This window comes from Micromonospora sp. NPDC049282, assembly GCF_043197045.1.
Lineage (GTDB): Bacteria > Actinomycetota > Actinomycetes > Mycobacteriales > Micromonosporaceae > Micromonospora.
The window spans coordinates 102,262-115,500 of sequence record NZ_JBICSL010000009.1; the positions used below are offsets into that span (position 1 = coordinate 102,262).

Genomic DNA, 13,239 nt, shown 5'->3' on the forward strand with positions numbered 1-13,239 from the left:
CACCCGCCGAGGCGGCCCGGTCGGCGGGACGAACGATTCCGGCACACGCGGAACGGGCCGCCGGTCGCCCGGCGGCCCGTTCGTGGGGTACGGATCAGAAGACGCTCACGCCGTAGACGCTGAGCGGCTCGGTGACCGGCTGGAAGTAGGTGGTGCCGCCGGAGGAGCAGTTGCCGCTGCCGCCGGAGGTGAGGCCGAGCGCGGTGGTGCCGGAGAACAGCGAGCCGCCGCTGTCGCCGCCCTCGGCGCAGACGTTGGTGCGGATCAGGCCGGAGACGCTGCCCTCGGCGTAGTTGACCGTCGCGTTGGTGGCCGAGACGGAGCCGCTGCGCAGGCCGGTGGTGCTGCCGGAACGCCGGACCGACTGGCCCACGTAGGCGTTGCCGGCCGAGGTGATGTCCTGGTAGCTGCCGTTGTACAGGTAGACGTTGCCGGCCGCGTTGGCCGAGTTGCTGTGCCGGACGATGCCGTAGTCGTTGCCCGGGAAGCTGGTGCCGGCCCGGGTGCCCAGCACGGACGTCTGGCCGGAGTTCGAGTACCAGGTCGAGCCGAGGTTGGTGCAGTGCCCGGCGGTGAGGAAGTAGTAGGTCGAGCCGCTGCGCACGTTGAAGCCGAGCGAGCAGCGGTAGCCGCCGGTGTAGATGGCCTGGCCGCCGGAGATTCGGGTGGTGAGCGTGCCGGCCTCGGCCTCGATGCGGACCGCGCCACCGGTACGGGCGGCGGCGGCCTTGACCCGCTCCAGCTTGGCGCCGGTGACGGTGCTGTCGACGGAGACGACGACCTGGTTGGTCGCCGCGTCGGTCCACCAGGCGGTGCCCGGGATCTTGGCGGAGCGCTCCAGCTCGCTGGTGGCGGCCCTGAGCTGGTTGGCGCCGCGGGTGACGAGCTTCGGGATGGCGCCGGCGGCGTGCACCTGGCGGGCGGCCGCGGTGTCGGTCACCGTGACGACCATCTTGCCGCTGGCGTCGGCGTACGTGCCGGCCGCGCGGTCGCCGAGCGTGGCGACGAGGCCGGCGGCGGCGTCGGGTGAGGCGGGCGACGCGGGGGCGGCCTGGGCGGGTGCGCCGAGCAGGGAACCGGTGACCAGGGTACCGGCCACGGCGACGGCGGCGGCGCGACGGAGCGTGGACCTCGTGGGTCGCATGTAACAACCTCCGAACGGGGGTGAACGGGCGCTGTGATGGGAAAACGCCCGAGGGCAACCCGGACGACCTGGGGAAACCGTCCGGGCTGACCAAAGTATTCACATATTTAAGATCCTAAGCAAGACATGCGTTTGCCCGGATTCGCACCGCCACCGGATGTAACGCCTGGGCAACAACATCGTCACCAGGTGTCAGAGTCGTCGCGAGCCCGCTCAGGCGCGGAGGCGGGCCCCCGGACCGGGGCGCGGCAGCACGTCGCGCGGCTCCCAACCGCCTGGTCGCCCACGCCACCTCCACGTGCCTCCGCTTCCCCCTCGACACCCCCTGACCCCCCACCCCGCCCCACCCCCGCGATCTTGCACTTTCGGCCCGCAGGACGTCCGGATCACGTCTTCTGCCGGGGCAGCAACTGCAAGATCGCGGGGGTGGGGGCGGGCGGGCGGGGCGGGTCAGCGGGGGGTGGTTTGGCGGGCGGCTCGGGCGGCGCGGCGCTCCTCGAAGCGGGACGCCTGGGTGTCCAGGGTGTCCAGGTGGGCGGCGATCTGGTCACGGGCGGTTTCGCCGTCACCGTTCAGGCCGGTCACCTCGAACAGGTTCCACTGGCGCAGCACCGGCAGCACCACCTCGTCGCGGTGCTGGCGCAGGTCGTAGATGCCGGCCAGGGCGATCGCCACCGACTTGCGGGCGAAACCGTCGATGCCCACCCCGGGCATCTGGAAGTCGGCGAGCACGTCGGCGACCGCCCGCATGGCCTGGCTCGGCGCCAGCTCGAACGCCGCGGCCAGCAGGTTGCGGTAGAAGACCATGTGCAGGTTCTCGTCCGCCGCCACCCGGGCCAGCAACGCCTCGCAGACCGGGTCGCCGGTGGCCCGGCCGGTGTTGCGGTGCGAGATGCGGGTGGCCAGTTCCTGGAACGACACGTACGCCAGCGAGTGCAGCACCTCGTCGCCGTGCACGTTGTGATAGCCGGCGGACATGTGCACCATCCGGGCCCGCTCCAACGCCACCGGGTCGACCGCGCGGCTCACCGTGAGGTAGTCCCGGATCGCGGTGCCGTGCCGGCCCTCCTCGGCGGTCCACCGGTGCACCCAGGTGCCCCACGCGCCGTCGCGTCCGAACAGCGTGGCGATCTCGTGGTGGTAGGAGGGCAGGTTGTCCTCGGTGAGCAGGTTGACGATCAGCGCCGTGCGGGCCACCTCGGGCAGCGTCGAGTCGGCCGGAGACCAGGCCTCGCCACCGAGCGGGCCGTCGAAGGTGCGGCCGTCGCTCCACGGCACGTACTCGTGCGGGAACCACTCCTTCGCCAGCGACAGGTGCCGGTCGAGGTTCTTCTCCACGACCGGTTCGAGTTCGGTGAGCAGAGCGGTCTGGCTGAGCACGGTCACGACGTTCTCCCTACGGTGGCGTAACTTACGCCACCGTAGGTCGAATCGTCGTCAGACGCCAGTGCCGGCCACCAGCGGCTCCAGGTCCGCCCGGGGCGGCGTCCACTCGCCCGCCGCCGCGGCGACCTGCTCCCCCGAGCGGATGTCCTTCACCTCGTCACCGTCCGCGCCGGGGAACCAGACGTACGGGATGCCGCGCCGCTCGGCGTACCGGATCTGCTTGCCGAACTTGGCCGCGGACGGCGACACCTCGGTGGGAACGCCCCGCGAACGCAGCGCCGCCGCGACCGCGTCGCTGGCCGCGCGGTCCTCCTCGGCGGTGACCGCGACCAGCACGCAGGTCGGCACCGACCGGGACACCGACAGCGCCTCGGCGCCGAAGAGCAGGCCGAGCAGCCGGGTCACGCCGATCGAGATGCCCACCCCGGGGAACCGTACGGCGCCGGAGCCGGCCAGGTTGTCGTAGCGGCCGCCGGAGCAGATCGAGCCGAACCGCTCGAAGCCGACCATCTGCGTCTCGTAGACGGTGCCGGTGTAGTAGTCCAGACCCCGGGCGATGCGCAGGTCGGCGACGCAGAGACCGGGCGCGTGCGCGGCGGCGGTCTCCACCACGGCGGTCAGCTCCGCGATGCCCTCGTCGAGCAGCGGGTCAGTCACCCCGAGGGCCCGCACCGCGTCGGCGAAGGACGCGTCCGGCGCCGAGATCTCGGCCAGCGCCAGGCACGCCTTGGCCTGCGCCTCGCTCGCCCCGGCGGTCTCGGCCAGCAGCTCGGCCACCTTCGCCGGCCCGATCTTGTCGAGCTTGTCCACCGCCCGCAGCGCCGCCTCCGGGTCGGTCAGCCCGATGCCCCGGTAGAAGCCCTCACAGATCTTGCGGTTGTTCACCTGGATGCGCACCGGCGGGATGGGCAGCGCGCGCAGCGCGTCGCCGATCACCAGTGGCATCTCGGCTTCGTAGTGCGCCGGCAGCGTGTCCCGGTCGACGATGTCGATGTCGGCCTGGAGGAACTCCCGGTAGCGACCCTCCTGCGGGCGCTCCCCCCGCCAGACCTTCTGGATCTGGTAACGGCGGAAGGGGAACTGCAGCTTGCCGGCGTTCTCCAGCACGTAGCGGGCGAACGGCACGGTCAGATCGAAGTGCAACCCGAGCGCGTCGTCGCCGGCCGGCCCGTCCGCGTCGGCCTGCAACCGGCGCAGCAGGTAGACCTCCTTCGAGGTCTCCCCCTTGCGCAGCAACTGGTCCAGCGGCTCGACCGAGCGGGTCTCCAGCGGCGCGAAGCCGTACAGCTCGAACGTGGCGCGGATCCGGTCCAGCACGAACTGCTCGATCATCCGCTGCGCCGGCGTCCACTCGGGGAAGCCGGAAATGGGCGTGGGCTTGCTCATGGCGTACTCCTTGAAACCCGCGCGGGGCGCGGGCCGGTTCTAGAGGCCTCGGGTGGGCGCGGCCGGGCGCGCTCCGCCGGTGCCCGCCACCTCGACGAGGTACGGGTTGCCGGCGCGCTCGCGGCCGATGGTGGTCGCGGGGCCGTGGCCGGGCAGGACGACGGTGTCGTCGGCCAGCGGGAGGACCTTCTCCCGGAGGCTGGCCAGCATGCGGGGCATGCTGCCGCCCGGCAGGTCGGTGCGGCCGATCGAGCCGGCGAACAGCACGTCACCGGAGAGGCAGATCTCGTCGGCCTCCCAGGGCGAGCCGGCGCCGGGCATCCGGAACAGCACCGACCCGCCGGTATGGCCCGGGGCGTGGTCGACGGTGATCTCCAACCCGGCCAGCGACAGCGTCGCGCCGTCGGTCAGCTCGGCCACGTCGTCCGGCTCGGCGTAGGGCAGCCGCCCGCCGAAGAGCGCGGTGAGGTCCATGGAGAGCGCCTTGCCCGGGTCGGCCAGCAGTTCCCGGTCCTCCGGGTGGACGTAGGCCGCGATGCCCCGCGCGCCGCAGACCGGCGCGACCGAGAAGGTGTGGTCGAGGTGGCCGTGGGTGAGCAGCACGGCGGCCGGGTGCAGGCGGTGCTCGGCGAGCACGGCGTCGAGCCGGTCGAGCACCCCGATGCCGGGATCGACCACCACGCACTGCTCCCCCGGCCCGGTCGCCACCACGTAGCAGTTGGTGCCGAAGGCGTCCGCGGGAAAGCCGGCCACGAGCACGTCCGTCCCCTCTCCGTCCGGTCGTCGTCCTCGCCCAGCAGCCTAGTCGTACCGGCGAGGGGGTTTCGGCCGCACCGACCCCACCCGCCCCAGCCAGCCCAGCGACAACATCCGATAAACGCAGGCGGGACCTCGTACACCACATTCACAGTCCGTACCCGTACACTCTGGCGGGCGTGTGGCGTGGCGCACCCCGACTTCGACGGCGGGCAGCGCCGGGACGCCGGCGACGATCAGGCAGAGGAAGGGGAGCACCTGTGGCTTCCAGCAGGGACCGGCAGCGCAAACTGGCGCGGGCCAAGCTCGACCGGCAACTCGCCCGGCGGGCCGCGGCCACGAAGCGTCGCCGGCAGATCCAGGCCGGTGTGGGCGCCGCGGTGGTGCTCGCGCTGATCGTGGCCGGTTCGGCCTGGGCGCTCGGCGCGTTCGACTCGGAGCCGAAGAAGCAGGCCGCCGAGGACACCTGCCTCTGGACCCCGCAGGACGGCGCCGGGAACACCAACCTCAAGGACGTCGGCACCCCGGCCACCAAGGACCTGCCCACCTCGGGCACCAGGCCGATGACGGTCACCACCAACCAGGGCCAGCCGATCATCGTCGACCTGGACCTGGCCGCCGCCCCGTGCGGCAGCGCGAGCCTCGCCCACCTGGCGAGCAGGTCGTTCTACGACAACACCAAGTGCCACGAGATCACCACCGAGGGCGCGCTGCGCTGCGGCGACCCGAGCGGCACCGGCACCGGCGGCCCGACCTACTCGTTCTACGGCGAGAACGTCCCCACCGCGCCCGAGCCGAGCCCGTCGGCTTCGCCGGCGCCGGGGCAGCCGCCGGCGTACCCGAAGGGCACGGTCGCCATGATCGGCAATCCGCCCGGCAGCAACGGCAGCCAGTTCCTGATCTTCTTCAAGGACTTCAACCCGGCCAAGCCGGCCTACAGCGTCGTCGGCAAGGTCACCGGTGGGCTGGACGTGGTGGAGAAGATCGGCGCCCTGCCGACCGTGGACAACGGCGGCAGCGCCAAGGTCAAGCCGAAGACGGACGTGGTGATCCAGAGCCTGACCGTCGGCGAGCCGAAGGCCGCTCCGGCCGCGACGAGCGCACCGGCGAGCAGCCCCAGCGCCGGTTGATCCACCGTTGACTCGGCGGCGCGCGGCGCCGCCCCCCGATACACAGCAGGTGAGGAGTGAGCGTGACGTCCACGAGAGACCGCCAGCGGGCGGCGGCGCGGGCCCGGCTCGAGCGGGAGATGGCCGAACGGTCCGGCAAGGCCCGCAAGCGCCGACAGACGCAGGCCATCGTCGGCGCCGCGGCCGTGCTGGTGCTCGTCGTGGCCGGCACCGTCTGGCTCGCCACGTCGCTCGGCGACGACGACGACGAGAAGCAGGCCGGCGGCGGCGCCGGCAACGCCCAGTGCGCCTACACCGAGGTGCCCAAGCAGGGCCGCCCGGCGCAGATCAAGGACGTCGGGCTGCCGCCGGCGCAGCAGGCGAACAAGGGCAGCCAGACGATGACGATCGACACCAACCTGGGCCCGATCACCGCCAAGCTCGACCGCGCCGCGGTGCCCTGCACCGCCGGCAGCTTCACCCACCTGGCCAGCAAGGGCTTCTTCGACAACACCAAGTGCCACCGGCTGGTCACCGAGGGCATCAAGGTCTTGCAGTGCGGCGACCCGAGCGCCACCGGCAAGGGCTGGCGCGACACCGACGGGACCGGCGGGCCGAGCTACAACCTGGCCGAGGAGAACCTGCCCACGAACAAGCGGCCGCCGTACCCGGAGGGCGTCATCGCGATGGCCAACTCCGGCCAGCCCGGCAGCACCGGCAGCCAGTTCTTCATCGTGTACGGCGACTCCCAGCTCGACCCGAACTACACCGTGCTGGGCACCATCACCGGCGGTATGGACGTGGTGAAGCAGGTCGCCGCGGCCGGTGACGACGGCGCGTTCGCGAAGCAGGCCGGCGGCGGTCACCCGAAGAAGGAGATCGTCATGACCAAGGTGAGCATGAGCGACATCCAGGGCTGACCCGCGTCACGAAGAAACGCCCGCCGGTCGAGCCGGCGGGCGTTTCTCGTGCGTCGGTGTTTCAGGCCCCGGACGTGACCCGGTACGCGTCGAAGACCCCGTCGACCTTGCGCACCGCGGCCAGCAGGTGCCCGAGGTGCTTCGGGTCGGCCATCTCGAAGCTGAACCGGCTGACCGCCACCCGGTCCCGGGTGGTGGTCACGGTCGCGGAGAGGATGTTCACCCGCTCCTCGGAGAGCATCCGGGTGACGTCGGCGAGCAGCTTGTGCCGGTCGAGCGCCTCCACCTGGATGGCGACCAGGAACGTGGAGGCCGACGTCAGCTTCCAGCTCACCTCGACCACCCGCTCGGGCTGCGCCCGCAGGTCCTCGGCGTTGGCGCAGTCGTCGCGGTGCACGCTGACCCCGCCGGAGCGGGTGACGAAGCCGAACACCGAGTCCGGCGGCACCGGCGTGCAGCAGCGGGCCAGCTTGATCCAGACGTCGCTGACGCCACGGACCACCACACCCGGGTCGGCGCTGCTCTGCCGGCTGCGCGGCGGCCGGGTGGCTACGGCGGTCTCGGCGATGTCCTCCGCCGCGCCCTCCTCACCGCCGTAGGAGGCCATCAGCTTCTGCACCACCGACTGCGCGGAGACCTGACTGTCGCCGACCGCCGCGTAGAGCGAGGCCACGTCCGCGAGGTGCAGGTCCCGGGCGATCGCCATCAGGTTGTCGGAGGTGAGCATCCGCTGCAACGGCATGCCCTGCTTGCGCATCGCCTTGACGATCGCGTCCTTGCCGGCCTCGATCGCCTCCTCGCGCCGTTCCTTGTTGAAGTACTGCCGGATCTTCGTCCGGGCGCGCGGGCTCTTGACGAAGCCCAGCCAGTCCTGCGTCGGGCCGGCCGTGTCGGACTTCGACGTGAAGATCTCGATCACGTCGCCGTTGGACAGCGTCGACTCCAGCGGCACCAGCTTGCCGTTGACCCGCGCCCCGATGCACTTGTGCCCGACCTCGGTGTGCACCGCGTACGCGAAGTCCACAGGCGTCGACCCGGTCGGCAGCGGGATGACGTCCCCCTTGGGGGTGAAGACGTACACCTCCTGGCTGGACAGGTCGAAGCGCAGCGCGTCCAGGAACTCGCTCGGGTCGGCCGCCTCGCGTTGCCAGTCCAGCAGCTGCCGCAGCCAGGTCATCTCGTCGATGTGCGCCGGCGGGCCCACCACCTGGGTGCCCTTGTGCTCCTTGTACTTCCAGTGCGCGGCGATGCCGAACTCGGCGGTGCGGTGCATCGCGTAGGTGCGGATCTGCATCTCCACCGGCTTGCCGGTGGGCCCGATGACCGTCGTGTGCAACGACTGGTACATGTTGAACTTGGGCATGGCGATGTAGTCCTTGAACCGGCCCGGCACCGGCTGCCAGTTGGCGTGGATCACGCCCAACGCCGCGTAGCAGTCGCGCACCGTGTCGACCAGGATCCGCACCCCGACCAGATCGTAGATGTCGTTGAACTCGCGACCCCGCACGATCATCTTCTGGTAGATCGAGTAGAGGTGCTTCGGCCGCCCGGTCGTCTCCGCCTTGATCTTGGCGGCCTTCAGGTCGGTCGACACCTTCTGCGTCACCTGGCGCAGCAGCGCCTCGCGCTGCGGCTGGTGCTCCCCGATCAGCCGGTTGATCTCCTCGAACCGCTTCGGGAACAGCGTGCCGAAGGCCAGGTCCTCCAGCTCCCACTTGATCGTGTTCATACCGAGGCGGTGCGCCAGCGGGGCGAGGATCTCCAGCGTCTCCTTGGCCTTCTGCTCCTGCTTCGGGCGGGGCAGGAAGGTCAGTGTCCGCATGTTGTGCAGCCGGTCGGCCAGCTTGATCACCAGGACCCGGGGATCCTTGGCCATCGCCACGACCATCTTGCGGATGGTCTCCGCCTTGGCCGCGTCGCCCAGCTTCACCTTGTCGAGCTTGGTCACGCCGTCGACCAGCAGCGCGACCTCACCGCCGAAGTCGGCGCGCATCGCGTCGAGGGTGTATTCGGTGTCCTCGATCGTGTCGTGCAGCAGCGCCGCCACCAGCGTGGTGGTGTCCATGCCCAGGTTGCCCAGGATGGTCGCCACCGCCAGCGGGTGGGTGATGTAGGGGTCGCCGGACTTGCGGTACTGCCCCGAGTGCCAGCGCGCGGCGGTGTCGAAGGCGCGCTGCAACAGTCGGGCGTCGGCCTTGGGATGGGCGTCCCGATGGGAGGCGATCAGCGGCTCCAGCACCTCGCTGACCTGCGAGGTCTGCCAGGGAGCGTTGAACCGGGCCAGCCGGGCGCGGACCCGCCGGCCGGTGGGCGCGTTGGAGAGGGCGAAGCCGCCGCTGGACGTGGGATCGCCGTCGGTCGGGAACGGCACCACGACCGCCCCGCCGTCGCCCGTCGCGTCCGGCGTGCCGTCGGTGGCGCCGGTCGCCCGGGCCTGCGGGTTGCCGCTGCGCTCGGTCACCGAGCCGTCCGCGTCGCCTGTCGGGTGCACCGTGCCCTCCACCGGAGGGACGACATCGTGGGACACCGGCCTCCTCACCGTTCGCCGGGATGCGCCGGCCGTCCGGCCGACGTCTGGTCCAACCGACCCGGGGGCCGGTGTTGTTCCGCGCCGGTCACCGGGGCTGCGCCCCGGCGGCTCCGCCGCCGGCGGGCGGTCGCCCGCCGGGTCAGGCAAAGGGCAATGCTACCCGTACGCAGGGTACGCCACCGCTCCGCCGGACGGTCCGTGCCGACGGACCGGACCGGCGGCCGGGGTCAAACGGTCAACAGGGCATGGACCGGGCGCGGCGCGAGGCGCTCCCGTCCCTTGAGGAAGCCCAGCTCCAGCAGGACGGTGAACCCGGAGACCGTGCCGCCGGCCCGCTCCACCAGGTCGAGCGTGGCCTCGGCGGTGCCGCCGGTGGCGAGCACGTCGTCGAGCACCAGCACCCGGTGGCCGGCGGTGAACGCGTCCTGGTGCACCTCCAGCGTCGCCTCGCCGTATTCCAGCGCGTAGGACGCCGAGTGGGTCGCGCGGGGCAGCTTGCCGGCCTTGCGCACCGGCACCACGCCGACGCCGGTGGCGTAGGCCACCGCCGCCGCCAGCACGAAGCCGCGCGCCTCGATGCCGGCGACCACGTCGAAGGAATCCGGCCCGTGGTAGGCGATGATCCCGTCGATCACCTCGCGGAACGCGACACCGTCGGCGAAGAGCGGCATCAGGTCCTTGAACATGACTCCCGGCTTGGGGAAGTTCGGCACGTCCAGCAGCCGGCTGGCGACCAGTTGGGCAACCTCCGGGCCGCTGTCGCCCCGTACGCCGATGGTGTGGGTCTCCGTCACGGTGCGTCCCATGTCCTCTCGAAACGACGACGGCGTCCGTCATGCCGTGGCAACAGCATGGCGGACGCCGTCCGGTCGATTTCGTCCGGGCCCTGCGGTCAGCGGCGCTTCGCGCCGCCCGGCCGGTTGCCCCCGCCGCCGCCGGGGCGACCGCCCCGGGCGCCGCTGGGACGCTTGCCGGCCGGCCGGGCGCCGACCTTCGGGGCGGCGCCGGCCAGGGCCGGGTCCGCGTCCGCCTCGACCGGCTGGTCACCGGTCGGTGCGGGACGCGGGGCGCCCTTCGGGGTGACCTCGCCCCGGGCGATGGCCGCCCGGCGGGAGTGCACCCGCTTGTTGTGCGCGCTGATCCGCGGGTCCTGGTTCTTCAGCAGCACCAGCAGCGGGGTGGCCAGCAGGATCGAGGTCAGGAACGCCACCGCCATGCCGACGAAGAGCACCAGGCCGAGGTCCTTCAGGGTGCCCGCGCCGAGCAGACCGGCGCCGATGAAGAGCAGACCGCCGACCGGGAGCAGCGCCACCACGGAGGTGTTCAGCGAGCGCATGAGGCTCTGGTTGAGCGCCAGGTTGGACGCCTCGCCGTAGGTGACGTTGTTGTTCGCGGTGATGCCGCGCGTGTTCTCCTGCACCTTGTCGAAGACCACCACCACGTCGTAGAGCGCGAAGCCCAGGATGGTGAGGAAGCCGATGATCGTCGACGGGGTGACCTCGAAGCCGACCAGTGAGTAGATGCCGGAGGTGAGGATCAGGTTGGTGAGCAGCGAGATGATCGCGGCGACCGCCATCCGCCACTCGAAGCGCAGCACCAGGTAGACCGACACCACCGCGAGGAAGATCAGCAGGCCGAGGAACGCCCGGGAGGTGACCTGGCTGCCCCACGCCTCGGAGACCTGGCTGCCGCTGATCTGGTCGGCCTGGATGCCGAAGTCCTCCGCCATCGCGGTCTTGGCCGCGTTGGCCTGCTCGGCGGTGAGCTGCCCGGTACGCATCTCGTAGTACTCGCCGCTGGTGCCGCCGACCTTCTGCGCGCTGACCACCTCGACGCCGGGGGCCTCGGCGGCGAGCGCCTCGTCGACGACCGTCTCGGCCCGGTCCAGGGTGCCGACGCTGGCCGGCACCTGGAACGAGTTGCCACCGGCGAACTCGATGCCGAGCTTGAAGCCGTTGAGCGCGAAGCTCAGCACCGCGATCAACACCAGCGCGCCGGCCACGCCGAACCACAGCTTGCGCTTGCCGACGATGTTGAGATCGGCCTCGCCACGGTAGAGCCGGGCGGCCAGACCACTCTTAGCCATCTCAGGCCTCCTTGACACGCGGGTTGCGGGCGGTGCCCGACTCGGCCGACCGGGCCGGCAACGCCCGGCCCAGACCGCTGACCCGCGGGGACAGGAACGCCCGGGTGCGGGCGAACATCGTCATGATCGGGTGGCGGAAGAGGAACACGACGAGCAGGTCCAGCACGGTCGCCAGGCCGAGCGCGAAGGCGAAGCCCTTCACCGCGCCGACCGACACGATGTAGAGCACCACGGCCGACATCAGCGTGATCGCGTTCGCCGAGATGATCGTCCGGCGGGCCCGGATCCAGGCCCGCGGCACCGCGCTGCGCGGGCTGCGACCCTCGCGGATCTCGTCCTTGAGTCGTTCGAAGTAGATGACGAACGAGTCCGCCGCCACACCGAGCGAGACGATCATGCCGGCGATGCCGGCGAGCGTCAGCGTGAAGCCGATCGACCGGCCGAGCACCACCAGCGCGCCGAAGACCAGCAGCGCGGAGAGCACCAGGCTGAGGAAGATGACCGAGCCGAGCAGCCGGTAGTAGAAGAACGAGTAGATGATGACCAGCAGCATGCCGATGCCGGCCGCGAGCAGGCCCGCCTTGAGGTGGCTGTCGCCCAGCGTCGCGGTGACGTTCTGCTGCTCCTGCGGCACGAACGTGACCGGCAGCGCGCCGTAGCGGAGCTGGCTGGCCAGCGCGTTCGCCGACTTGTTGTCGAAGCTGCCGGTGATCTGCGAGTCACCGGTCAGCACACCCTGGATCTCCGGCGAGGAGACGATCTCGTTGTCCAGCACCACGGCGACCCGGCACTTGCCGTCCTGGCCGAGCGCGCTCTGGTCGCAGGCCTGACCCTCGTTGTTGAACGACTCGCGGGTCAGCGCGGTCCACTTCTCCTGGCCCTTGCCGGTGAAGTTGAGGCTGACCACCCAGGAGCTGGTCTGGTCGAGCTGGGCGGAGGCGTTCTTGACGTCGGTGCCCTCCACCTTGGCCACGTCGAGCAGGTTCTTCGCGCCGGCCTCGCAGGCCACCGCCTTCTGCTTCGGGTCCTTGATCGAGGCCGGCGGCCGCTTGTCGAGCTGGGCGCAGGTGATGGTGGGGACGTTGAACTGCATCTCCACCGGCAGCACCGCGATCTCCTGCGGGGAGAGCGTGCCGAACGGCTTGAGCTTGTCGGCCAGCGACGGGTCGGTGGTGAGGTCGGCGGGGGCCTGCAGGCCGGAGGCGGCGGCCCACGCGGCGGCGCCCACCTTCTGCTGCACGGCCTGGCGCTGCTGCTCGATGCTCTGCGGCACCGGCTCGGCGCTGGCGCTCGGCGCGGCGGCGCTCGCCGACGCGGACGGGGTGGCGCTGGCGCTCGGCGCGGGGGCCATGCCGCCCTGCCCGCCGGCGCTCGGCGACGCGGTGGCCTTGGCGCTCGCGCTCGGCTTCGGCGAGGCACTCCCGGACGGCTTCGGTGACGCGCTGCCCGACGGCGCCGCGGAGGCGCTGGGGCTCGGCGCCGGCGCGGCGGCGGCGCCGCTGCCGTCGGTGGCCTTGAGCACCTTGCGGAAGCGCAGCTCGGCGGCGCTGCCGACGTCGGTCAGGTCACGGTTCTGCCCGGGCAGGGAGATGACGATGTTGCGGTTGCCCTCGGTGACCACCTCCGCCTCGGCCACGCCGTAGGCGTTGACCCGGCTCTCGATGATCTGCCGCGCCTCTTCGAGGTTGGCGGAGGTCGGCGGCTTGCCGTCCACCGTGTTGGTGGCCTCGAGCGTCAGCCGGGTGCCGCCGATGAGGTCCAGGCCGAGCCGGGGCTCCAGCCGGTCCTTCCAGCCACCGCTGGCGCCGCCCGAGAAGAACACCAAAAGATAGAGGACGACGAAGATGAACCCGAGCACGGCGAGCTGCCGTCCGGGGCGCATCTGTCCCTGAGGTGGTGCCACGGCTGTCCTGTCTCCCTGT

At 71.5% G+C, this 13,239-nt stretch carries 10 protein-coding genes; 2 read left to right on the forward strand and 8 right to left on the reverse strand.

The features are described from left to right. Positions 1-94 precede the first annotated feature (94 nt). From ACGFI2_RS16610 to ACGFI2_RS16625, 4 genes are all read right to left on the reverse strand, one after another. Positions 95-1,144, reverse strand: coding sequence for a S1 family peptidase (locus tag ACGFI2_RS16610; RefSeq protein ID WP_393517205.1), 1,050 nt, complete (start codon positions 1,142-1,144; stop codon positions 95-97). Between the two features lie 450 nt (positions 1,145-1,594). Next, positions 1,595-2,530 (reverse strand): acyl-ACP desaturase, encoded by a 936-nt coding sequence (locus ACGFI2_RS16615; RefSeq protein WP_393517207.1) that lies wholly within the window; start codon positions 2,528-2,530, stop codon positions 1,595-1,597. 51 nt (positions 2,531-2,581) lie between these two features. Then, entirely contained in the window at positions 2,582-3,916 is a 1,335-nt protein-coding gene (gene hisS / locus ACGFI2_RS16620; protein ID WP_393517209.1) for a histidine--tRNA ligase, read from the reverse strand. A 39-nt stretch (positions 3,917-3,955) separates the two neighbouring features. Then, the gene (locus ACGFI2_RS16625; protein ID WP_393517212.1) at positions 3,956-4,675 is read right to left on the reverse strand and encodes an MBL fold metallo-hydrolase; all 720 of its coding nucleotides are present in this window, start codon (positions 4,673-4,675) and stop codon (positions 3,956-3,958) included. A 257-nt stretch (positions 4,676-4,932) separates the two neighbouring features. Here ACGFI2_RS16625 and ACGFI2_RS16630 point away from each other — a divergent pair, with 257 nt between their 5' ends. Both ACGFI2_RS16630 and ACGFI2_RS16635 read left to right on the forward strand, forming a co-directional pair. Beyond that, a complete protein-coding gene (locus ACGFI2_RS16630; RefSeq protein WP_393517215.1) occupies positions 4,933-5,802 on the forward strand; it encodes a peptidylprolyl isomerase in 870 nt (289 codons plus the stop codon). 62 nt (positions 5,803-5,864) lie between these two features. Beyond that, positions 5,865-6,701 (forward strand): peptidylprolyl isomerase, encoded by an 837-nt coding sequence (locus ACGFI2_RS16635; RefSeq protein WP_393517218.1) that lies wholly within the window; start codon positions 5,865-5,867, stop codon positions 6,699-6,701. 61 nt (positions 6,702-6,762) lie between these two features. Here ACGFI2_RS16635 and ACGFI2_RS16640 read toward each other — a convergent pair whose 3' ends face one another. From ACGFI2_RS16640 to secD, 4 genes are all read right to left on the reverse strand, one after another. Then, positions 6,763-9,228, reverse strand: coding sequence for a RelA/SpoT family protein (locus tag ACGFI2_RS16640; protein WP_393517221.1), 2,466 nt, complete (start codon positions 9,226-9,228; stop codon positions 6,763-6,765). Positions 9,229-9,458: 230 nt separating this feature from the next. Then, on the reverse strand, positions 9,459-10,025 hold the full coding sequence (locus ACGFI2_RS16645) for an adenine phosphoribosyltransferase (protein WP_393517224.1): 567 nt from the start codon (positions 10,023-10,025) through the stop codon (positions 9,459-9,461). Positions 10,026-10,123: 98 nt separating this feature from the next. Beyond that, positions 10,124-11,317: a protein translocase subunit SecF gene (gene secF / locus ACGFI2_RS16650; protein WP_393517227.1), complete on the reverse strand. Its 1,194-nt coding sequence runs from the start codon at positions 11,315-11,317 to the stop codon at positions 10,124-10,126. A 1-nt stretch (position 11,318) separates the two neighbouring features. Further along, positions 11,319-13,220, reverse strand: coding sequence for a protein translocase subunit SecD (gene secD, locus ACGFI2_RS16655; protein WP_393517230.1), 1,902 nt, complete (start codon positions 13,218-13,220; stop codon positions 11,319-11,321). Positions 13,221-13,239 lie beyond the last annotated feature (19 nt).